Origin of the sequence: Streptomyces armeniacus (assembly GCF_003355155.1) — a bacterium.
Taxonomy (GTDB): domain Bacteria; phylum Actinomycetota; class Actinomycetes; order Streptomycetales; family Streptomycetaceae; genus Streptomyces; species Streptomyces armeniacus.
The window spans coordinates 7919104-7940714 of sequence record NZ_CP031320.1; the positions used below are offsets into that span (position 1 = coordinate 7919104).

A 21611-nucleotide genomic window follows, 5' to 3' on the forward strand; every position below is an offset into this window, starting at 1 on the left:
TGCCGGCAGAGGAGATCCCGTGCGAACGACCCGTACCAGGACGGCCGTTCTGGCCTTTGTCATGGTCATGTTGGCGTGGTGCGGAGCCGCCAGCGCCGGTGCAGGCACCCCGCAGGCCGCCGAGGGCTACACCGTCACCCTCGTCAACCACACCGGCGAACGCCTCTGGATCGGCAGCGTCGCCGAGCCCGGCTCGGAGAACCTCACCGGGCTGCCCGTGCTCGACGACGGCCAGCAGGCGACCGTTCCGATTCCGGAGAACGCCGAGGGCAAGTGGTACGGGAAGTTCGTCCCCCGGCAGAAGTGCGGCGGCGAGGACGGCGACAGCTTCCACTGCAAGGTCGGCGACTGCGGCCCGCACTCGGACCGCTGCGACGTCTACACGCCGCAGCCCGCGAGCTACGCCGAGTTCCACTTCGACCGGAACGACCCGCTCGGGCTCTGGTACAACACCAGCTACGTCGACGGGGTCTCCGTGCCCGTCACCGTCGACGCCGACGTCGACCCGATACCCGAGACCGGCGAGTGCTCCACCGCGGGCTGCCCCGACGACCTGCTGCCCTCCTGCCCCGCCGACAACCTGGTCACGGACCCGGACACGGGCGAGCCGCTGTACTGCGACAACCCGGACCCGGACTCGCCCGACACCGAGTACAGCCGGACGATGTCCGAGCTCTGCCCCAAGGCGTACTCGTGGTCCCGCAACGACGAGGTGCCGGGCAACGACGTCGTACGGAACTGCACCAAGTGCTCGGGCTTCACGGTCACTTTCCACTGAGCCACTGACCCCGAGCCGCTGACCCACCCGAGCCGCTGACCCCGAGCCGTACGCCGTACGCGCCGCCCCACACCCGTACGTCCCCACCGTCCCCCGCCTCTTATCCACTCCGTACGCCGCACACCGAGCCATGTGGCGCGCGGCGCCGGCGCGCGCCCCCCAGCGGTCGGCCGGCGGGCGGCGGCTCGCCGCGCGGTTGCCGGGGTCGGCGCCGCGCGGCGTCGCGCGCGCCGGGCGCTCGGGGCACGCGCCGTGGGCGGTGGGTCGGGGCCGTTCGGGGGCGGCGGGGTCACGGGAGCATCCAGTCCAGGACGCCGGACTGCAGGTAGACCAGCACGCACATGCATAGCAGCAGGAGCAGGCTCCACTTGATGGCGCCACGGAACAGCTCCGCCTCGCGGCCCACCATGCCGACCGCCGTGGCGGCGATCGTGAGGTTCTGCGGACTGATCATCTTGCCCACGACGCCGCCGGAGGTGTTGGCGGCGACGAGCAGCGTCGAGTCGAGGTCCGCCTTCTCGGCGGCGGCCTGCTGCAGCGTGGCGAAGAGGGCGTTGGCGGAGGTGTCGGAGCCGGTCACGGCGGTGCCCAGCCAGCCGAGTACGGGGGACAGGAACGCGAACGCCGCGCCCGTACCGGCGATCCACTGCCCGATGGTGAGCGTCTGCCCGGACAGGTTCATCACGTACGCGAGGGCGAGCACGGCGGCGACGGTCAGCAGCGCCCAGCGCAGCTTGCCGAGGGTGGCGGCGAACTCGCGGGCGGCGGCGGCCGGGGACACCCGGTAGGCGGCCGCGACGGGTGTGAGATCGGGTTCGTACATGCAACCCTCACAATGCGTCTTTGGTCAGACCATTCCTTGGTTGAGGGCACACGCTAAACACGGGCCGAAAGCGTGTCCAGACCAGCGAAAGTAAAATGTGCTTGGTCAGACCATTGCCTGGGTACCTCAAGCTAGGATCGTGGCAGGCGGCAACCCGGGGGAGAACACCCCCGTCCGCAGCGATGCGGCAGACAGAGGGGGAAGGGGCGAGCGAGCGATGGCTGAACCGACCACCACGGCGGCCTGGGAGCCGGTCCCGCGCTCCCGCACCTTCGAACTCGTCCTGGCCAGGATCGAGGAGCAGATCCTGGCCGGAAACCTCCGCGTCGGCGACCGGCTGCCCCCGGAACGCGAGCTCGTCGAGCTGCTCGGCGTCAGCCGCGCCGCCGTACGGGAGGCGCTGCGCGTGCTGGAGGCGCAGGGCGTCCTGCGGTCCCGTGTCGGCACCGGACCGGCCTCCGGCAGCGTGATCTCCGCGATGCCCAGTGAGGGCCTCACGCAGTTCCTGCGGCTGCACATGGCGCTGGCCAACTTCCCGCTCCCCGACGTCGTCGAGGCCCGCGCCACCCTGGAGCGCTCCAGCGCCCGGCTCGCCGCCGAACGCGCCACCGACGACGACCTGGCGCGCATGGACGAGCCACTGCGGCGCATGGACGACACCGGCCTGTCCCGCGAGGAGTTCAACGACTGCGACACCGCGTTCCACGTCGCCATCGCGGAGGCCGGGGGCAACCGGCTGATGGCCGACATGACCGTCGCCGTCCGCAGCGCCGTACGCACCGCGCTGCTCACCGCGTTCCACAAGCTCGACGACTGGGAGGCGGTCTCGGCCCGGCTGCGCGCCGAGCACCACGCCGTCTACGACGCGATCGCCCTGCGCGACACCGAGCGGGCGGGCGACCTCGTCGAGGCCCACATCCGCGGCTTCCACCAGCACATCGGCCACCTCCGCGGCTGACCCGCTCGGCGCGAACCCCCGCCTCCCCATCAACCTGCCGACCCGCCGACCCGCCGACCCGCACCAGGCGCGCGTACGGGGGCGGGTGCGCACATCACGTACGCACCCGCCCCCGCAAGGCCGTTCAGCCGCAGAGCCGTTCGACCGCAGTCAGGCTCAGCGCCCCCGCAGCGGCGTCGACGGTGGTGCGGCGTCCTCTCCCGTGCCCCAGTCCGACGGCTCCGTGCCCGTCTCGAACGACAGGTCGCCGCGCCGGATGTCGTCCGTCGTGATCCACGTCCGCGGCAGGTCGTCGCCGCCGAGCGAGGCGGAGCGGATGTACCGCTTCCCCTCACCCGCGCCGTCCGCGTCCACCGTGAACCCGCCGCGCGGGTACCACTTGCGGTCCAGCGTCAGCGTCACCTTGTCGAAGGCCGGCGTGGACAGCCCCCAGGTGTCGGTCCCGGGGAAGACCGGGAAGATGCCCATGCCGGTGAGCACCATCCACGACGACATGGTGCCGAGGTCGTCGTTGCCGGTCACGCCGTCGGGCCCGTCGGTGAAGAGGGTGAGCGCGGCGTGCACGACGTCCGTCGTCTTCCACGGCTCCCCCGTCGACAGGTACGTGTACGGGGCGATGAGGTCGGGCTCGTTCTGCGGGTTGTACTTGTCCGCGTTGTAGTAGTCATACGGCCCGTTGACCCACACCTCGCGTGCCGTCTTCTCCGGGTCGGCCAGCAGCTGCTCGTACGCGAAGAACGAGTCCAGCCGCTTGCCCGTGGCCTCGCGCCCGCCGACGAGCGACATCATCCCCGGCTGGTCCTGCGGCGTCAGCCACATGTACTGCCAGGCCGTGCCCTCGTGGAAGCCCTCGCTGCGGGCCGGGTCCTCGGGCCCGGTGAACGCGCCCTCGCCGTCCCGCGGCCGGAAGAAGCCGGTGCTCTCGTCGAATACGGTGCGGTAGTTGCGGGAGCGTTCGGCGTACCGCGCCGCGTCCTCCTCGTGCCCCAGGTCGCGCGCCATCTCGGCGAGCGCGGCGTCGGCGAGTGCGTACTCGAGGGTCGCGGAGGCGCCGTGGTGGAAATCGGAGTCGCCGGGCTTCTCCTTCTCGCGGTCCGGCAGGAACGGCACGTAACCGTCCTTCAGATACTCCGCGTTGCCCATCCGGCCGACGTACGGGGAGTCCGCGGGCGGCACCCCGTCCGCGTTCTTCTTCAGCACCCGGTACGCGTCCTCCTCGTGGCCCTTCAGCAGGCCCTGCCGGTAGGCGTTGGTGAGGAAGGGGGTCACCGGGTCGCCGGTCATGATGTTCGTCTCGACGGTGCCGTAGCCCCACTTGGGCAGCCAGCCGCCCTCCTCGTCGACGCGGAGCAGGGACAGCGCCATGTCACGGGACTCGTCCGGCGCGAGCAGCGCGAGAAGCTGCGCCTGGGTGCGGTACGTGTCCCACAGCGACCAGTTCTGGTAGTACGTGAACCCCTCCGACCGGTGGATCTTCTGGTCCCAGCCGGTGTAGCGGCCGTCCACGTCCTCGCCGGTGTTGGGGTGCAGCAGGGCGCGGTAGAGGGAGGAGTAGAAGACCCGGCGGCGCTCCTCGCTGCCGCCCTCCGCCCGTACCTGCCCGAGCCGCCGCTCCCACTCGGCACGCGCCGCGTCCCGGGTGGCGTCGAACGAACGGGTGCCCTCCGCCGCCATGTTGCGTGCGGCGCCCTTCGCGTCCACGTACGACAGCGAGGTCACGGCCTCCACGTCGCGGTCGCCGTCGCGGGTGTCGAAGCGGGCGTACGCGCCGCGCCTGCCGGCCCCGGACGAGGTGTCGCCGCCGTCGGTCACCTCGTCGCCGCTCCACGTGCCGTGCCCGTCGAAGGGCCGGTCGAAGCGGGTGAGGGTGTGGACCGTGTACTCCTTCTCCGTGTCCTGGCAGAAGCCGCGTCCGGTGATGGCGGTGGCGATCGTACGGTCGTCCAGGACGCGTACCTCGGACTCCGTCACCTTGTGCAGGGCCTGGCCGGAGTTGAGGAGGACGTTGGCCTTGCCGGTCTCCGGGAAGGTGTAGCGCTGGTGGCCGGTGCGCTGGGTGGCGGTCAACTCGGCGGTGGTGCCGCCGTAGTCGTCGAACGCGACCTTGTACGAGCCGGGGGACGCGCTCTCGTTGTCGTGGCTGAAGGTGGCGGCGTACTTCTCGTTGTCGGTGCTGGTGATGTCGCCGGTGGTGGGCATCACCGGCAGGTCGCCGCCGAGGGCGCAGCCGACGCCGGAGAGGTGGACGGAGGAGAAGCCGCGGATGGTGTTCTGGTCCCAGTTGTAGCCGGTGTTGTGGCCGGTGTCGGGGGAGAGCTGCACCATGCCGAAGGGGACGGCGGCGCCGGGGAAGGTGTTGCCCTCGTTCTGCGTGCCGATGAACGGATTGACCAGGTCGGTGAGTTGCCCGTCCTTCGCGGGGGCCGGGGCGTCGGCGGAGGCGGCCTGGGGCGCGCCGAGCAGGCCCGCGCACAGGGCGGCCGCGGCGAGGGCGGCGAGGCGTGGGGTGTCTCTGCCGACGCCCCGGCCCCCGCGATTGGCCCCTATACCCATCGGACCCCGCCGACGCCGGCCTAGGTGTACGCTCACGCGCTAGCTGTCCCTTGCACACAGATGCTTTTGACGTCTCACCGCTGAGATTTTCTCTGTTAATGTAGCCGCGAACGCCGAAATCTACTCGTCAGGGTTCGACGGCAGCGTCAGGTTGGTATAAGGGACAGGCCTGACCCCGTCCCCCAACCCGGCCACGTACGTCCGGAATCCGCACGCGTGGATCGACCCGCTGGGGCTGGCGCCGTGTTTGACATCGGGTGGAACACGTGCAGCACCCGATTTCGTAACTGATGGAAATGGCAGTGTTCAGGATGTACGTTCACTGGGCCGCCCGGACGATCAACTGGTGTTCAGCGGTCACGGCGGTATACGGGCTGGTGATGGAAATCCGGTGATCGTGCCTGAAGGTACAAGTATCTCCATGTACAGTAGGCATGGAGAGCCAATTACCGATGCACTCGGAAACCAGATCGAAACAAGAGCGCCCGTTCCTGTGGAAGTCTACGGCCCTGGTGAAAAACTTCCCAACTACTCATTGTTCCCGCCAAGTGGGTTGAAAATTGAGGGTGTTCCAAGGAATGTGACAGTTGTTGGGGAGACACCTCTATCGCACCTTATGCAACCGAATATGGGGCCAGTGCACTGGGCGGCTTGCAGGTCCGTGATGAGAGAATAGGAGTCGGTGCTGGTGAAGTATGAAGAGATGGCGCCGTATGAGTACTTTTCTGAGTCAGTCCCTCAAGGTGTCAGGGCGGTTTGCGTAGGTTGGCTAGAGCAGGGGTCGCAATTTTCTCTTGGTGAGGTCGACGGCGGCTTCATCGAATCTCTCGGTCTGATTTGCAGAGATTACGCCCAAATGAGGACAAGAGGTTGGCATCGCTGCGAGCTTGCGCATCAAGGTGCGGGCGTGGAGTATCCAGTCACTATTCAGGTGGAAGACGATGTGGTTTCTCTCGGTGGGGCCGAGGTAAGGGTTGTCTCGGCCGACGGTACATGGCTGATCGCCCCGGATCTGGTGCACCATTACGTCACGGAGCATTCGTACCTGCCACCGGACGAGTTCGTCGAAGCGGTAACTGCCCGCCGTATCGCGCCCGGAGTCTGATGGTTGGACCGGGTGACGGTTCCGGCGCGTCGATGGTGCGGGCCGTATCCGTGTGACCACCCCGGACGGCGCTGTCTGGCGCCAGACCGACGACCTGTTGGGCCACAGGTCAACTCACGGTCGTGGCACGGCTTGTCAGTGCTCCGGTCTACGGTCGCCCGCATGGCTGAGCCCTCTTTTCTGACAGCTGTCCGCGAGTCGTACGACACGGTCGCTGCCGATTACGTCGAACGCGTCCCGCCTCCCGCCGAGATGGACCCGCTGTCACGCGCAATGCTGGCGGCGTTCGCCGAACTCGTGCGGACGGCCGGCCTGGGGCCGGTCGCGGACCTGGGCTGCGGCCCCGGCCGTTTGACGGCGCACCTGGCCGCGCTGGGGGTGCCCGCCTTCGGCGTCGACCTGTCACCGAAGATGATCGGGCTGGCCCGCCACGCCTATCCGAACCTGCGGTTCACCGCGGGCTCGATGACCGCGCCGGAGACGAGGGACGACGGACTCGGCGGCATCCTGGCCTGGTACTCCACCCATCACACGCCTCCGCGGTGGCTACCGGCGGTGTTCGCCGAGTTCCATCGCACACTCGCGCCCGGCGGCCACCTGCTCTGGGGAGACTACGTCGGCGACGAGCGGCTGAAGCCGGCCCGGGGCTATGGCCGTCCGGTGTCCTACGAGTCGTATCTCCTGCCTCTGGACCGCATGGTCGGCCTGCTGGAGCAGGCGGGACTCGTCGTCACCGCGAGGCTGGAGCAGGAGCCGGGTGGACGGGTGAACAGACCGCACGCCTGCCTCCTTGCCCGCAAGCCCGAAGAGACTTGATGTACGCGGCAGGCGCCCGCCAAGGGATGGGCGGGCGCCGGTTGTTCGGGGTGTGCTGTCACGTGCTCAGGCGCTGAACTCCCCGCCCCTGACGGCGCTGACGAACGACGACCAGGCGGCCGTCCCGAATATGAGCGCGGGGCCCGCCGGGTCCTTGCTGTCCCGTACGGGAACGACGGCGGGGAAGTCGTCCGCAACCTCGACGCAGTCGCCGCCGTCCTGGTTGCTGTACGAGGACTTGCGCCACGTGACGGTGCTCAGGTCGATGGATCGCACTGCGCTTCCTCCAAAGTCCGCGAGATGAACGTCCGCGACGCCGCCGGGGTGAGTGCCAGGTCGCGGACTGAATCGTAGCTGAGCTGCAACTGCTCGACGGCGGCGGTCTCTTCGACGAGCTCCCCCGAGTAGCCGGTCTCCACCCACGCCACCGTGCGGCCGTCCGGTGTCCGCAGAAACATGATGTCGGTGTTGGTCAGAGCGTGGAGCCCGGCGGAGTTCTCGACCACATGAATCGTGACGTTCTTCCGCTCGCTGATCTCCAGCAGGTGCTCAAGCTGTATGCGCCATGCCTGCGGATCTTCCAGCTCGGTGCGTAGGACGGACTCGGACAGGATGGCGCGGAAACGAGGCGCAGCGTTGCCGTCCAGTAACTCGCTGCGGCCGATGCGCGCTTCGACCTGCCGGGTCAGTTCGTCGCCGTTGAGGCCGCCTACGGCGAGCAGGGTCCGGGCGTACTCCTCCGTCTGCAACAGGCCCGGGACGGCACTCACGGAGTACTTCCACAGGCTGACGGCCTCCGCCGCAAGGATCATGTAGCGGCGGTACTTCTCGCGGAACTGCGTGGGGTCGCCGAGCGCGAGTTCCCACAGCGTGAGCAGAAGGTTCCCGGTCCCGTAATGCTGGTCGAGCGCTTCTACGACCTCGGGGCCGCCCAGCGTCTCGCCGCTCTCCATCTTCCCGAACAGGGACCAGTCCCAGCCGAGCACTTCGCCGAGCTTGCGCAGGCTGTCGCCGCGCGCCGCTCGGAGTATGCGCAGCTCCTCGACAAACCGCTGGCGCGGTTCCTGGCTCCGACCCGTGACCACCCGTCTCGGCGGCATGGCGCGCTCCTCCGTGGAAGGTGTGGAAGTACCGGCGAGTGGTCGGCGAAGTACCAGCTCGTGGCGGTTCTCGTGCCCTGTTCGGGGTCCATGCTTGTAGCCCCTTGGGTACACAGAGTAATCCAAGCGCCGCACCCAGCGGAGGAGTTGGCGGGAATGGAGCGAACCATGACGACGCAGCGACAAACGACAGTCGGGAAGACGCGGGAGGCGGAGGAGGCGCGGGAGGTGTTGCGTGCGGCGTTGCGGCGGGCGGGTATTCAGCTGCCGTCGATGGACGTGCGCCCTGCGACGCGTACGGACGGCGCGGGGTACGCGCTCGTGAGCCTCGGTGACTGCGCTCCGGTTGTGGCGCGTGACCTGGCGGCGGCCATCGAGAGGGGAGCGGCGCGGTGACCCCGGGCGCGTTCCGCCCCGTGCCGTACGCGGTCGTGGGGAACGAGGTGGTGGAGCCCACGTACGAGGCGGAGTGCGCCTCGGGCGAGATCGCGTGCTGCGAGAACTCCGGGCCGCACCGGGACGCGGGCCCGGTCGAAAGGTGGATGCGCAGGCACGCCGACGACACCGGCCACCGCCGCTATCTGCGGATCTTCTCAGACTACGTGTTGGTGCGGCGGGGTGGACCGGTACCGGCGGACGGGGGCGTGCCGTGAACCCCGCCCTGGCGGTCGAGCGCGCGTGGCACGTGACGTGGCCCCCCGTCGCGCAGACCGGCGACGGCAACGTGTGGGTGACAGGGGCGTGTTGGCTCTACTGCCGGCGCGAAGGCGTACGCGTGCTGTGGGTCGGCTCCGTACGTACGCCGGGCACAACGGGCGACGTGTACGCGTGCGGCCCGTGCATCGCGGAACTGGACCGCATAGTGCGCGTGACATCGCAGGAACGGGCCGGGACCACCGGGGCCACGACGTGTGAACATCGGTGGCTGGAGAAGCGCAACGGCAAGACGTTCTGCGGGGACTGCACACGCCAGCTCTACCTGTGACAGGTCAATGCACACGGTCTCGGCGAAGCCCAAGTTCGCCCTGACCGAGGAGAGTTCGCCCCCGTGATCGATGCCTCGGAGCCGAACACCGCCGCCGGATCCGCTTGCCGGTGCCAGGCCGCGGCGTCCTCGGAAGTGGCAGAGCCCCTGGCCCTGGCGAGGCTGGCGGGCCCAGGGTGACGGCGGCGTCGGCGGGGGTGGGGGTAACCACAGGTGGGACCCTTCTCCCTATACCACTCTGACGCTTCCGACGAGAGGTTCGTGTGTGATGCTCGTCGACACGTGATCACGGCAACTCACGCGGAGCCTCGTCGCCCAGCTCGGCGCGGATCGCGGCGAGATCCTCGGCGGCGACCTTCCGTACGAGCTCGGGTGTGACCGTCTCGCCGGTGTCCAGGACGACGCCCGCGTTCACCCACTGCCAGATCTGCGCGCGCGAGATCCCCGCCGTGGCCGCGTCCCCCATCAGCCCTAAGATGGCGACGGCCCCCATGCCGCGCAAGGCCGGGGACAGTTCCGCTTCCCGTACGCCGCACACCCACCGCAGCAACCGCACCTCCGGAGGTGATCGCGGGTGACGACCCCTTCCCACAGCGTCGCGCCGCGCCGCACGTACATGATCGGCCGCGCGCGGCCGAACGCCATCGTCGGAAAGAACCGGGAGACCGGCGAGATCGCGTTGATCATCACCGGCGCCTTCTTCGGCATGATGAGCGGCCTGCTGATCCCTGTGCTGTCGGTACGCATCCCCGCCCTGGTCGGCTTCCCGATGCTCGCGCTGGCGGCGGTGTACGTGCCGTACCGCGGGCGGACGCTCTACAAGTGGTTCGAGATCGACCGCAGTTACCGGCGCATGGTGCGGCGCGGCGAGGCGTACCGCTCCGGTGTGCAGGAGGCGGGCACCCGGCTGGACGGCCGCGAGGTGGAGGTCGGGCCGCCGCCCGGCGTCGGCCGTATCAACTGGCTGTCGGCGCCGTTCGGCCCGGACGAGATCGCCGTCCTGCTGCACGCGGACCGCCGTACGGTCACCGCGGCCATCGAGATCGAGGGCCCCGGCGTCGGGCTGCGCGACAGCGAGGACCAGGAGGCGCTGGTCGACCGGTTCGGCACGCTGCTCAAGCACGTCGCGAACGGCGACGGCTTCGTCACCCGGCTGCAGATCCTCGCCCGTACGCTGCCCGCCGACCCCGACGCGCACGCGAAGGACATCGCGCAGCGCGGCGACGACCGGGCGGCGCCGTGGCTGCAGGAGTCGTACGAGCAGCTGCAGTCGATGGTCTCCACGTCCAGCGAGCAGCACCGCGCGTACCTCGTGGCCTGCATGCACTACGGCCGCGAGCTCGCCGCCGAGGGCGCGGCCGTCGCCAAGGCGGCGCGCGCTTCCGCGGGCGGCGTGCCGGGGATGCGGGGCGGCCGCGCCCGCAAGATGACCAAGGACGAGGGCCTGGCGGTCATCATGGCCCGCGAACTCACCGACATCTGCGCACGTTTGGCGGAGGCCGACATCCGGGTACGCCAGCCGCTGGGACAGGCGCGCATGGGGTCGCTCATCCACTCCATGTACGACCCGGACCACCCCATCGACCACATCCAGGCGATGACGAAGCGGAACGCCTGGCCGGCGGAGCTGGACGCGCTGGAACCGACCTATCTGAAGGCGAAGACCAGGGAGTCGGTGACCCGCGCCCCCTGGTGCCACTCGACGGCGTGGGTCAAGGAGTGGCCGATGACCCCGGTGGGCGTGAACTTCCTCGCCCCGCTGCTCGTCCACACCCCCGACGTGATCCGCACGGTCGCCGTGGTGATGGACCTGGAGCCGACGGAGCTGGCCATCGAGCGGATGCTGACCGAGAAGACCAACGACGAGGCGGAAGCGAGCCGTCAGGCCAAGATGAACCGTACGGTCGACCCCCGCGACATCGCCGCGCACGGCCGCGTCGACCAGCGCGGCGAGGACCTGGCGAGCGGGGCGGCCGGGGTCAACCTGGTGGGTTACATCACGGTGTCCTCGCGCAGCCCGGAGGCGTTGGCCAGGGACAAGCGGACGATCCGCGCGTCCGCGGGCAAGTCGTATCTGAAACTGGAGTGGTGCGACCGCGAGCACCACCGGGCGTTCGTGAACACCCTGCCGTTCGCCACCGGCATCCGGCGCTGAGAGAGGAGGAGGACGGGCATGTCAGGCGCACGAGATCCACTGACCGCGGTCACCGACGCGTTCACCAGCTTCCTCTTCGGCAAGACGGAGACGACACGCCTGCCGGTACGCACCTCCACGGGCCAGGCCCAGGCGGTGTATCTGCCGACGGCGGCCCCCGGCCTCGGCGACTCCGGCGTGATCATCGGCCGCGAGGTCTACAGCGGCAAGGGCTACATCTACGACCCCTTCCAGCTCTACGGCCAGCAACTCCCCGCCCCCCACTGGCTGGTGCTCGGCGAGTCCGGCAACGGCAAGTCGGCGCTGGAGAAGACGTACGTGCTGCGGCAGCTCCGGTTCCGCGACCGGCAGGTCGTGGTGCTGGACGCGCAGGGCGAGGACGGCGTCGGCGAATGGAACCTGATCGCCGAGGAGATGGGCATCACGCCCATCCGGCTCGACCCCACCGCCGCCCTCGACCAGGGCATACGTCTCAACCCGCTGGACCCGGCGATCACCACCACCGGCCAGCTCGCGCTGCTCCGCACGATCATCGAAGTGGCGATGGGGCACGGCCTGGACGAGCGTTCCGGTTTCGCGCTGAAGGTGGCCCACGCGTACGTCAACGCCACCATCGCCGACCGGCAGCCCGTCCTCACCGACATCGTCGAGCAACTCCGCCATCCGGAACCGGAGTCGGCGCAGGCCATGAACGTCGCGCTGGAGGACGTACGCGCCTGGGGCCTCGACGTCGCCCTGGTGCTGGACCGGCTGGTCGACGGTGACCTGCGCGGCATGTTCGACGGGCCGACGACCGTAGGCATCGACCTGGACGCGCCGCTGATCGTCTTCGACCTCTCGCACATCGACCGGAACTCGATCGCGATGCCCATCCTGATGGCCATCGTGGGCGTCTGGCTGGAGCACACCTGGATCCGCCCCGACCGCCGGAAGCGCATCTTCCTGGTGGAGGAGGCGTGGCACATCATCAACAGCCCGTTCGTCGCGCAGCTGTTCCAGCGGCTGCTGAAGTTCGGGCGGCGGCTGGGCCTTTCGTTCGTGGCGGTGGTCCACCACCTGTCGGACGTGGTCGACGGCGCGGCGGCGCGCGAGGCCGCCGCGATCCTCAAGATGGCCTCGACCAGAACCATCTACGCCCAGAAAGCCGACGAGGCGAGAGCCACCGGCAAGGTGCTGGGCCTGCCGCGCTGGGCCGTCGAGATCATCCCGACTCTCTCGCCGGGCATAGCGGTGTGGGACGTGAACGGCAACGTGCAGGTCGTCAAGCACCTCATCACCGAGGCCGAACGGCCGCTCGTCTTCACCGACCGCGCGATGACCGAGGCGGCCCCCGCAAGGCAGCCGGAAGCACCCTCGCTCGACGCGGAACTGGAGGCGGAAACGGAGGCGCGCGCCATGGCCATGGAGCACGTGTCGGGACCACACGGGGAACCTGACGGCTCCTCCGCGTCCACGGTGGCCTGACCGTGCCGCCGTACGAGCAGCGGGGCAGGCCCGGAGGCTCCGGCGGAGGACGCGGGCGGTACGGGCGGGACGGACGGGACGGGCGGTACGGGCGCGAGCGGGACACCCGTGCGTGGCCTGTTCGTACGGGCGGCGACCGCGGCGTACCCGACGGGCTGCTGATCGGCGGGCTGGCGTTCCTGCTGGGCATGGCCGCGCTCATCTGGACGGCGACGGGCCTCTCCGGACTGTTCGCGCACGGCTCCTGGCCGGACGGCGTCAGATTCACGCGTACGCCCACGGCCGTACGCGAACTCCTCCACGAACCGCACGACATGGCCGCCGCCTGGCCGGAGACACCGACCGAGCAGCTGTCCGGGTACGGGCTGTTCTGGGGCATCTTCATCAGCCAGCTGATGGTGCTGATGGTGCTCACGGTGTTCGTGCTGGGCACGGTGACGCGCTGGCGCGCGGTACGCCGCGCGGCGCGGATGGCGGCCGAGCGGGACGCGGAGGAGGCGGAGGACGCGCGGGACGCGTCGGCTGCGTCGGCCGCGTGGGATGAGCGGCGCGCACCGGAGGCGGCCGCGGGCCCGGGGGCGGCGCCGTACGGCCGCCCGCGCGACCCGTACGGCGAGGCGGGCCCGCCTGCGGGGCACGCGTACGAGCAGCAGGGCGGTCCCGGCGCGGGCGGGCCGCCACGGCCCGTACCGGGCCCAACGGGCGGCGCGTACGCGGACGCTGGCCCCGCGGGGGACGGCACGCCGCACGACCCCGCGTACGCCCCCACGTACGGCGCGGCACCGGGACCCGTGGCGAAACCCGTACCGGAACCCGTACCGGAGGCGGCCGCCCCCGCGCCGTCCCCCGCGCCTGTCTCGTATCCACATCTCCGCGCCCACGAGCCGTCGCGTGGGCTCGGAGAGGTGTATAAGGGACAGGTGCCGGCCGTGCCGCGGGCCGGCGCGGTCACGTGCCCAGCGGCCAGGCGTACGACTCGTACGGGGTGTCCAGCCAGGCCCACTGCTCGCCGCCGCGCACCGTCAGGCCGTACCGCTCGCGTTCCGGGCGGCCCTCGCCGGTCCAGATCTCGTACGCCGCGCGTGCCGGCACCCGCCCCCTCGTGAGCGCGAGCAGGAAGCGGAATGAGTCGCTTCGTTCGGCCTCCGCGGGCAGCCCGGCCGTACAGTCGGCGGGCCCGTACGCGGGGCCGGCGCCGCGCAGCGGCACGAAGTACGCGGGGGTGTCGAGGAAGCGGCCCGAGGCGTGCTCGGCGTCGAGCACCCGGAGCGCGATCAGCCCGGTCGCGAGCGGCGCCAGCACCAGCGCGCCGGGTGCGCACTGGGCGAGCCAGGGCAGGGGGACGGCGGGCAGCGCGCAGGTGGCGATGATCCGGTCGTACGGAGCGTGCGCGGGGCAGCCGCGCGCCCCGTCTCCGGTGACGACGGCGGGGCGGTAGCCGGCGGCGGCGAGGTGGTTGCGGGCGGCGTCCGTGATCCCGCGGTCGAGATCGACGGTGGTGACGTTGCGGTCGCCGAGCCGGTGGCAGAGCAGCGCGGCGTTGAAGCCGGGGCCCGTACCGATCTCCAGCACCCGCATGCCGTCCCGCACCTCCAGCGCCGCCAGCATGCGCGCCATCAGCGACGGCTGGCTGCTGGAGGAGATCAGCTCGCCGTCGCGGATGCGGGTGGCCAGCGGCACGTCCGCGTACACGCCGCGCAGCCAGCGCTCGCGCCCCTCCGGGTCGGGGTCGTCCCGCCAGCGCCGCTCCTGGGCGCCGCTGTCGGGCTCGACGGCGTAGTAGTACGGCACGAACAGCTCCCGGGGGACCTCCTCGAACGCCCTGCGCCAGGCGGGGTCGGCGAGCGCGCCGCCCGCCGCGATCTCCCGTGCGAACTCTGCCGCGGCACCCATGCCTCCACTGTCCTGCGCCGGTACGGCGGGCGCGAGGGGGCACCTCGCGACGTACGAGCCCGCCGTACGCGCCCGGCGCTCCCCGCTAGATCCGGTCCAGCGACCGCTGGACCGCTTCTCGCGCCTACGGGGTGAGGCAGCTGTCCGCACGCGAGAGGAGGTCCCGATGCCGCACACACCGGGGGCGCAGGAGCCGCAGCAGGCACCCGCGCAGGCCGAGCGGCAGCCGCAGGCGCAGGCCCCGGACGCGTTGCGCGTCGCGGTCATCGTCGGCAGCACCCGCGAGGGGCGGGTGGGCGACGCGGTGGGCGGCTGGTTCGCGAAGCGCGCCCGGCAGCGTACGGACCTCGAGATACGGCTCGTGGACCTCGCCGACTTCAGCTTCCCGGAGCGCTATCCGGAGCGGGCGTCACCGGACATGGCGGCGTTCTGCGGTGAAGTCGGGCGCGCGGAGGGGTTCGTGGTGGTGACACCCGAGTACAACCGCAGCTTCCCCGCCTCTCTGAAGCAGGCGATCGACTTCGCCTACGACGAGTGGCACGCCAAGCCCGTCGCGTTCGTCTCGTACGGCTGCCGCTCCGCCGGGCTGTACGCGGTGGAGGCGCTGCGTTCGATCTTCACCGAGCTGCACACCGTCACGGTGCGCGACGGCGTGAGCTTCGACCTGCTGGGCGGCTGCCCGGGCGAGCCCGGACGGCCGGGCGAGGACGCGGAGGAACGGGCCGTGGCCAGCATGCTCGACCAGCTCGTCTGGTGGGGCCTCGCGCTGCGCGAGGCACGCGCGGCACGGCCGTACGTCACCTAGCCGCGCGGCCGCCGGGGAGGCCGCCGGAAAAACACGTGGCGGCGTGCGGCACGGAGGCAGTACACGAAGCAGTGGCGACACGACTGCGGCGGACAGACCGAACAGACCGAGAAGCAGACCGAGAGACAGACATGGAGTTCCGGATATGAGTGAGAAGCGGGAGGGGCCGGCGATCGAGACCTCTGGTCTGGTCAAGGTCTTCGGAGACAACCGCGCGGTGGACGGCATCGACCTCACCGTGCCGACCGGCACCGTCTATGGCGTGCTCGGTCCCAACGGCGCGGGCAAGACCACCGCCGTCAAGATGCTCGCCACGCTGCTCCGCCCGGACGGCGGCGAGGCGCGGGTGTTCGGCCACGACGTGGCGCGCGAGGCCGACGCCGTCCGCAGCAGAGTGAGCCTCACCGGGCAGTACGCCTCGGTGGACGAGGACCTGACCGGCACGGAGAACCTCGTGCTGCTGGCCCGGCTCCTCGGGCACCACAAGTCCGCCGCGTACACGCGGGCGGAGCAGCTGCTGGAGGCGTTCGGCCTGACCGACGCCGCCGCCCGGCAGGTGAAGAACTACTCGGGCGGTATGCGGCGCCGCATCGACATCGCCGCGAGCATCCTCAACACCCCCGACCTGCTGTTCCTCGACGAGCCGACGACGGGCCTCGACCCGCGCAGCCGGAACCAGGTCTGGGACATCGTGCGGGCGGTGGTCGCGCAGGGCACGACGGTGCTGCTGACCACGCAGTATCTGGACGAGGCCGACCAGTTGGCGTCCCGTATCGCCGTCATCGACAAGGGCAAGGTGATCGCCGAGGGCACCAAGGGCGAGCTGAAGGCGTCCGTCGGCGCCGGCGCCGTGCATCTGCGGCTGCGCGAATCGTCCCAACGGGCCGAGGCCGAGGCGCTGCTGACCCGCACCCTCGACGCCCAGGTGCAGCTGGAGCCCGACCCGCTGGCGCTCACCGCCCGCGTAGGCGCCGGCGACAACGGGCTGGGCGCGGCCGAGCAGGCGTCCCGCGCCCTCGGCGAGCTGGCGCGCTCCGGCATCGTCGTGGACACCTTCTCGCTGGGCCAGCCCAGCCTGGACGAGGTGTTCCTGGCCCTCACCGACCGCACCGCCGGCACCACTTCGGACCACGGCACGGACAGCGGCGCGGACGCCGCGTCCGGCACGCACACCAAGGAGGCCGCAGTATGAGCACCGCGACGACCACCGAGCCACGCAGCGAAGACCTCGCCCCGGTCAGCACCGAGAGCCTGGCCTCCCTGCTCATCGCCAAGGAACGACCACCCCGCCCCTCGGCGTGGAGCGCGTCGGTCACCTTCGGCTGGCGCGCGATGCTGAAGATCAAGCACGTGCCGGAGCAGCTGTTCGACGTGACGGCGTTCCCGATCATGATGGTGCTGATGTACACGTATCTCTTCGGGGGTGCGCTGGCCGGATCGACCTCGGAGTATCTGCAGTTCCTGCTGCCGGGCATCCTGGTGATGAGCGTCATCATGATCACGATGTACACGGGCATCGCCGTCAACACCGATATCGAGAAGGGCGTCTTCGACCGCTTCCGCACGCTGCCGATCTGGCGCCCGTCGCCGATGGTCGGCTATCTGCTGGGCGACGTCATCCGCTACGCACTGGCCTCGGCCGTGATGCTGACCATCGGCATGATCTTGGGCTTCCGGCCGGAGGGCGGAGCCGTGGGCGTCCTGGCGGGGGTGGCGCTGCTGCTGGTGTTCTCGTTCGCCTTCTCGTGGATCTGGACCATGTTCGGGCTGCTGCTGCGCTCCGAGAAGTCGGTGATGGGCGTGAGCATGATGGTGCTCTTCCCGCTGACCTTCGGCAGCAACATCTTCGTCGACCCGAAGACCATGCCCGGCTGGCTCCAGGGCTTCGTGAACAACAGCCCGATCACGCACCTGTCCTCCGCCGTACGGGACCTGATGGCGGGCGACGCGCGGGTCGCCGGCTGGTCCGACGTGTGGGACGGGGAGCTGGACATCGCCGGACAGCCCCTGGAGGGCCGCAGCCTCAACTTGGGCGGGGCGTCGCTGGTGGCCGCCGGCACGGCGGCCGACGCGGACGTCGAGGGCCGCGACGGGCACGGCGCCGGCGCGCACTCGCCGTGGCCGGGCGCCGACCGGGTGGCGTTCCACCAGTCCCCCGGCGAACAGACCGCCATGGGCTGGAGCATCGACCCGACCGGCATGACGGAGCTGCTGCTCCGCTTCTCCCGCGAGGCGCCCGGCCTCGCGCGTTTTGGGCGGGGGCCGCGGTACGTAATTTGCTGTCCGTCGGCGTCGGCCGGGGTCCGTCCTCAAACGCCGGACGGGCTGGGTGTGGCTGAGGGGCGCCCTCGGGCGGGGGATCGGGTCGTCACGTCGACGGTGCGTCCGGGTAGTGGCGCGGGGTCCAGACCCATTCCGTGTCGTCCGCGCGGCGCGTCGTGCGGGTCTGGGAGGAGCCGATCAGCAGGATCGTCCGCATGTCGACCTCCGCCGGGTCGAGGTCGGCCAGCCGTACCGTCCGTACGGACTCCTCCGGGCCGCCCACGTCGCGGGCCAGGACCACCGGGGTGTCCGGGGCGCGGTGTTCCAGCAGGAGTTCGCGTGCCTTGCCGACCTGCCAGCCGCGGCTGCGGGAGCCGGGGTTGTAGAGCGCGAGGGCCAGGTCGGCGGCGGCCGCCGCGTGCAGGCGGCGTTCGATGACCTCCCAGGGCTTGAGCCGGTCGGAGAGGGAGAGCGCGGCGTAGTCGTGCCCGAGGGGGGCGCCCGCGCGGGCGGCGGCGGCGTTGGCGGCGGTCACGCCGGGGAGCACCCGTACGGGTACGTCCCGGTACGTGTCCTGCGCCGCCACCTCCAGTACGGCCGTCGCCATCGCGAACACGCCCGGGTCGCCGCCCGAGACGACGGCCACGCGGGCGCCGCGCCGGGCCAGTTCGAGGGCGAACTCGGCGCGTTCCGACTCCACGCGGTTGTCGGAGCCGTGCCTCCGCTGCCCGTGCCGTACGGGTACGCGGTCCAGGTACGTGGTGTAGCCGACCAGTTCGTCGGCGGCGGCCAGGGCGCCGCGCGTCTCGGGGGTGAGCCACAGCGGTCCGGCCGGTCCGGTGCCCACGACCACGACCTCGCCGGTACCGGTGCCGGTGCCGGTGCCGGTGCCGGTGGCCCGGTCCCGCTCACCGCCGTCCGCACCGCCGCTCCGTACCGCGTCGCTGAGGCGGCTCGGCAGTACCGCCACCGAGAAGTACGGCACCGACTCGGGGTCGGTGTCGGCCAGCCGCCCGGTGCGTTCGCCGGACATCGTGGCGCGTTCCACGTAGTGCGCGTCGGCCAGCCGTCCCGAACGCTCCATCGCCCGCCGCACGGTGGGGAACGTACGGCCCAGCTTCATGACCACGGCCGCGTCCGTCCCGGCCAGCCGGGCCGTCAGCTCCTCCTCGGGCAGGGTGCCGGGGAGGATCGTCAGCACCTCCTCGGCCTCCGCGAGGGGCGTACCGAGGCGGGCGGCGGCCGCGCTCACGGAGGTGACGCCGGGGACGACCTCGGTCGGGTAGCGGTCGGCCAGCCGCTTGTGCATGTGCATGTACGAGCCGTAGAAGAGCGGATCGCCCTCCGCGAGGACCGCGACCGTACGGCCTGCGTCGAGGTGCGCGGCCAGGCGGGCCGCCGCGTCGGTGTAGAACTCCTCGAGCGCGCCGCGGTATCCGCCCGGGTGGTCGGTCCCCTCGGTGGTGACGGGGTAGACGAGGGCCTCTTCGATGTGGTCGGCGCGCAGGTGCTCGGCGGCGATGGAACGGGCGATGGAACGGCCGTGGCGCGCGCTGTGGTACGCGATCACGTCGGCGTCCGCGATGACCTGTACGGCCCGTACGGTCATCAGGGACGGGTCGCCGGGCCCGAGCCCGACGCCGTACAGCCTGCCCTTGCCGGTGTCGGCTGCTGCGTGTGCCGTGCCGTCCGTCTGGCCGGTGGCCTCTCTGCGGGCACCGCCGTTCGTCCGGCCGGTGGCCTTCGACTCGCTCATTCTTCCTCGCTCGCAATCGCGTTGAGCGCCGCCGCCGCCATCGCGCTGCCGCCGCGGCGGCCCCGTACGACGAGATGCGGCAGCCGTGCCGGGTGCGCCGCCAGCGCGTCCTTCGACTCGACGGCGCCGACGAAGCCGACCGGCACCCCGATCACCGCGGCCGGGCGCGGGGCGCCCGCCTCGATCAGTTCGAGGAGCCGGAAGAGGGCGGTGGGCGCGTTCCCGATCGCGACCACCGCTCCCTCCATACGGTCGCGCCACAGCTCCAGCGCGGCGGCGCTGCGTGTGGTGCCGAGTTCGGCGGCGAGCGCGGGCACGGACGGCTCGTTGAGGGTGCACACCACCTCGTTGTCCGCGGGCAGCCGCTTGCGGGTCACGCCGCTGGCGACCATCGCCGCGTCGCACAGGATCGGCGCGCCGTCGCGCAACGCCTGCCGCGCGGCGGCCACCACGCCCGGCGAGTGGCCGAGGTCGCGCACGAGGTCGACCATGCCGCAGGCGTGGATCATCCGCACCGCGACCTGGGCGACGTCGGACGGGAGCCCCGCGAGATCGGCCTCCGCGCGGATGGTGGCGAAGGACTGGCGGTAGATCGCGGCGCCGTCCTTCTCGTAGGGGAGGGGCGGGTCCTCGTACGACATGGTCCGTTCGCTCATCTCGGTGTGGTGCTCGGCCGGTTCGGGGTGGTGCGTGGGGTGGGTGCTCACGGCGTCACCGCGGGGCTTCCGTCGTACGCGCCGCTGCCATGGCGGCGGACAGGCGCGCCGGGTCGGTCACGGCGGTGTGCAGCCGTACGCCGGCGGGAGCGGAGGCGGCTGGGCCGGCGCCGCGGGTCGCGGTGATGTCGTAGCCGAGGGGCGTCGCGACGACGTCCACCCAGTCGCCGCTCTGCGGGTGGCCGCAACGGCGTTCGCAGCCCGACCAGTACACGGGGAGCGGTTGGCCGCCCCGGGTGCCGACATCTGTACGGGGGGTGGCTGCGGTGGCGTGGGCGGCGTGCGCGCGTACGTCCGTACGGGACTTGGCGCAGCCCGGCTGCCCGGCGCAGGCACCGACGCCGTACAGGGGCGCGTCCGGGCCGGTGACCAGCCCGGCGGCGGCGAGCTCCGCGAGCCGGTCGCCTGCGGTCGGGGCCGGGAGGCCCGGGAGGCCCGGGAGGACGACGCTGCGCCACGGGGTCACGTGCAGCCGGTCGTCGCCGTCACGTTCGGCGGTGTTCGCGAGCAGCCGCCACTGGGCGGTGGTGAGCCGCCCGAGGGGGGCGGCGACGCACAGGGCGGTGCGGGTGGAGGGAGCGGGGGCGGGGTGTTCGCCGGGGGTGGGGCCGTGCGCGTCGTGGGGTGCGGGGAGAAGGGCTTCCGTTTCCGATTCCGCTTCGGCTTCTGCTTCGGGTTCTGTGCGCGGGGTGTCCGCGGCGAACCGTTCGGCGACGGCGCGGGCCAGGAGGGCGGCGGCGCCGGGCAGTTCCCGTATGCGCCAGCAGGGTGTGCCGCTGTCGCGGACGGCGGCGAGGAAGAGTTCGGCGGCGGAGAGGGCGGCGCGGGGTGCTTCTTGGGCGGATACGGGGAGCGTGACCGTTTCGTCGTGTGCGTCCGGGCCGATCCGGAGGAGCGCGTCGGACGTACTGCGTGCGATGACCGTCACATCGGCGCCGAGCGCCGCCACGTCTCCCCGCCCGTCGTCACACGCGAACAGGAAACGGCCCGACAGCGCGGCGGCGGCCTCGCTGGCGCAGAGCAGCCGGTCCAGTTGCCGCACCCAGGGCAGCACGTCGGAGCGCCCCCGTCCGTCGCGGCCGGAGAGCGGCGAGGCGACGATGTTCCGTACGCGCTCGTGGCGGGGGGAGGGGAGCAGCCCGATGGCGGAGAGTGCGTTCGCGAGTTCGCGACCGCATGCGTCGGGATGGCCCCGGTTCTGGCCGAGGCCGCGGAGCTGTACATTGCCGCGGGAAGTGAGGTGCAGGGTTCCGTCACCCTGCTGGTCTGCCGCGTCCGCCAGTGCGTGCGCCTGGCGAACGGTCAACAGGCCCCCGGGTATCCGTACGCGGGCGAGCGCGCCGTCGTCCGCCATGTGCAGCCGCAACGTGCCTGGGCAGGCGTCGTCGCGGTCCCGGCGGGAGGGCGTCTCCCGGAGCGGGGGTTGTCTCCTATACACATCT

General features: G+C 71.3%; 19 protein-coding genes and 3 pseudogenes. 13 read left to right on the forward strand and 9 right to left on the reverse strand.

Going from position 1 to position 21611, the window contains the following annotated elements; genetic code table 11:
* The first annotated feature begins 19 nt into the window (after nt 1-19).
* Nucleotides 20-778: a thaumatin family protein gene (locus DVA86_RS34250; RefSeq protein WP_208884109.1), complete on the forward strand. Its 759-nt coding sequence runs from the start codon at nt 20-22 to the stop codon at nt 776-778.
* 289 nt (nt 779-1067) lie between these two features.
* On the opposite strand, the pseudogene DVA86_RS34255 reads toward DVA86_RS34250, so the two are convergent.
* Nucleotides 1068-1577, reverse strand: a pseudogene (locus DVA86_RS34255) (L-lactate permease); the annotation flags it as partial.
* A gap of 241 nt (nt 1578-1818) precedes the next feature.
* On the opposite strand from DVA86_RS34255, the gene DVA86_RS34260 reads away from it, so the two are divergent.
* Nucleotides 1819-2559 carry a FadR/GntR family transcriptional regulator gene (locus tag DVA86_RS34260; protein WP_208884110.1) on the forward strand — a complete coding sequence of 247 codons (741 nt, stop codon included), beginning with the start codon at nt 1819-1821 and terminating at the stop codon, nt 2557-2559.
* Nucleotides 2560-2715: 156 nt separating this feature from the next.
* Here the strand turns inward: DVA86_RS34260 and DVA86_RS34265 are convergent, their stop codons facing one another.
* A complete protein-coding gene (locus DVA86_RS34265; protein ID WP_208884112.1) occupies nt 2716-5112 on the reverse strand; it encodes a GH92 family glycosyl hydrolase in 2397 nt (798 codons plus the stop codon).
* A gap of 346 nt (nt 5113-5458) precedes the next feature.
* Between DVA86_RS34265 and DVA86_RS36215 the strand changes: the two genes are divergently transcribed.
* The 3 genes from DVA86_RS36215 to DVA86_RS34275 all read left to right on the forward strand — a co-directional run bounded on the left by DVA86_RS36215 (nt 5459) and on the right by DVA86_RS34275 (nt 7033).
* Nucleotides 5459-5788, forward strand: a complete 330-nt coding sequence (locus DVA86_RS36215; RefSeq protein WP_342776404.1) for a putative adhesin — start codon at nt 5459-5461, stop codon at nt 5786-5788.
* A 12-nt stretch (nt 5789-5800) separates the two neighbouring features.
* Nucleotides 5801-6217: a DUF7919 family protein gene (locus DVA86_RS34270; RefSeq protein WP_245997480.1), complete on the forward strand. Its 417-nt coding sequence runs from the start codon at nt 5801-5803 to the stop codon at nt 6215-6217.
* Between the two features lie 162 nt (nt 6218-6379).
* Nucleotides 6380-7033, forward strand: coding sequence for a class I SAM-dependent methyltransferase (locus tag DVA86_RS34275; RefSeq protein WP_208884114.1), 654 nt, complete (start codon nt 6380-6382; stop codon nt 7031-7033).
* 66 nt (nt 7034-7099) lie between these two features.
* Here the strand turns inward: DVA86_RS34275 and DVA86_RS34280 are convergent, their stop codons facing one another.
* Together DVA86_RS34280 and DVA86_RS34285 are read right to left on the reverse strand one after the other, a co-directional pair.
* Nucleotides 7100-7309 (reverse strand): DUF397 domain-containing protein, encoded by a 210-nt coding sequence (locus tag DVA86_RS34280; RefSeq protein WP_208884116.1) that lies wholly within the window; start codon nt 7307-7309, stop codon nt 7100-7102.
* Nucleotides 7291-8133 carry a helix-turn-helix domain-containing protein gene (locus tag DVA86_RS34285; RefSeq protein WP_208884117.1) on the reverse strand — a complete coding sequence of 281 codons (843 nt, stop codon included), beginning with the start codon at nt 8131-8133 and terminating at the stop codon, nt 7291-7293. Before DVA86_RS34285 ends, DVA86_RS34280 begins: the two co-directional genes overlap by 19 nt.
* A gap of 168 nt (nt 8134-8301) precedes the next feature.
* Here DVA86_RS34285 and DVA86_RS34290 point away from each other — a divergent pair, with 168 nt between their 5' ends.
* Genes DVA86_RS34290 through DVA86_RS34300 form a run of 3 tightly spaced genes read left to right on the forward strand, consistent with a single transcriptional unit; the run spans nt 8302 to nt 9118 of the window.
* Nucleotides 8302-8529: a hypothetical protein gene (locus DVA86_RS34290; protein WP_208884119.1), complete on the forward strand. Its 228-nt coding sequence runs from the start codon at nt 8302-8304 to the stop codon at nt 8527-8529.
* Entirely contained in the window at nt 8526-8786 is a 261-nt protein-coding gene (locus DVA86_RS34295; RefSeq protein ID WP_208884121.1) for a DUF7848 domain-containing protein, read from the forward strand. Before DVA86_RS34290 ends, DVA86_RS34295 begins: the two co-directional genes overlap by 4 nt.
* On the forward strand, nt 8783-9118 hold the full coding sequence (locus DVA86_RS34300; protein WP_245997481.1) for a hypothetical protein: 336 nt from the start codon (nt 8783-8785) through the stop codon (nt 9116-9118). Before DVA86_RS34295 ends, DVA86_RS34300 begins: the two co-directional genes overlap by 4 nt.
* A 307-nt stretch (nt 9119-9425) precedes the next feature.
* Here DVA86_RS34300 and DVA86_RS34305 read toward each other — a convergent pair.
* Nucleotides 9426-9626 (reverse strand): annotated as a pseudogene (locus DVA86_RS34305) (malate synthase A); the annotation flags it as partial.
* 66 nt (nt 9627-9692) lie between these two features.
* Here DVA86_RS34305 and DVA86_RS34310 point away from each other — a divergent pair.
* Entirely contained in the window at nt 9693-11273 is a 1581-nt protein-coding gene (locus tag DVA86_RS34310; protein ID WP_208884122.1) for an SCO6880 family protein, read from the forward strand.
* An 18-nt stretch (nt 11274-11291) separates the two neighbouring features.
* Complete coding sequence (locus tag DVA86_RS34315) at nt 11292-12737, forward strand: ATP-binding protein (RefSeq protein ID WP_208884124.1); 1446 nt, start codon at nt 11292-11294, stop codon at nt 12735-12737.
* A gap of 948 nt (nt 12738-13685) precedes the next feature.
* Here the strand turns inward: DVA86_RS34315 and DVA86_RS34325 are convergent.
* Nucleotides 13686-14630, reverse strand: a complete 945-nt coding sequence (locus tag DVA86_RS34325; RefSeq protein ID WP_208884126.1) for a methyltransferase domain-containing protein — start codon at nt 14628-14630, stop codon at nt 13686-13688.
* Nucleotides 14631-14796: 166 nt separating this feature from the next.
* Here DVA86_RS34325 and DVA86_RS34330 point away from each other — a divergent pair, with 166 nt between their 5' ends.
* From DVA86_RS34330 to DVA86_RS34340, 3 genes and pseudogenes are all read left to right on the forward strand, one after another.
* Nucleotides 14797-15435, forward strand: coding sequence for an NADPH-dependent FMN reductase (locus DVA86_RS34330; RefSeq protein ID WP_208884128.1), 639 nt, complete (start codon nt 14797-14799; stop codon nt 15433-15435).
* A 145-nt stretch (nt 15436-15580) separates the two neighbouring features.
* Nucleotides 15581-16627, forward strand: a complete 1047-nt coding sequence (locus DVA86_RS34335; protein WP_208884130.1) for an ATP-binding cassette domain-containing protein — start codon at nt 15581-15583, stop codon at nt 16625-16627.
* Nucleotides 16624-17389, forward strand: a pseudogene (locus tag DVA86_RS34340) (ABC transporter permease); the annotation flags it as partial. The gene DVA86_RS34335 and the pseudogene DVA86_RS34340, both read left to right, overlap by 4 nt.
* Before the next feature lie 414 nt (nt 17390-17803).
* On the opposite strand, the gene cobJ reads toward DVA86_RS34340, so the two are convergent.
* The 3 genes from cobJ to DVA86_RS34355 form a co-directional block, all read right to left on the reverse strand.
* Nucleotides 17804-19306 (reverse strand): precorrin-3B C(17)-methyltransferase, encoded by a 1503-nt coding sequence (gene cobJ / locus DVA86_RS34345; RefSeq protein WP_425471016.1) that lies wholly within the window; start codon nt 19304-19306, stop codon nt 17804-17806.
* A 143-nt stretch (nt 19307-19449) separates the two neighbouring features.
* Nucleotides 19450-20094, reverse strand: a complete 645-nt coding sequence (locus tag DVA86_RS34350) for a precorrin-8X methylmutase (RefSeq protein WP_208885585.1) — start codon at nt 20092-20094, stop codon at nt 19450-19452.
* A 70-nt stretch (nt 20095-20164) separates the two neighbouring features.
* Nucleotides 20165-21607 carry a cobalamin biosynthesis protein CobG gene (locus DVA86_RS34355; RefSeq protein ID WP_208884134.1) on the reverse strand — a complete coding sequence of 481 codons (1443 nt, stop codon included), beginning with the start codon at nt 21605-21607 and terminating at the stop codon, nt 20165-20167.
* Nucleotides 21608-21611: the final 4 nt, after the last annotated feature.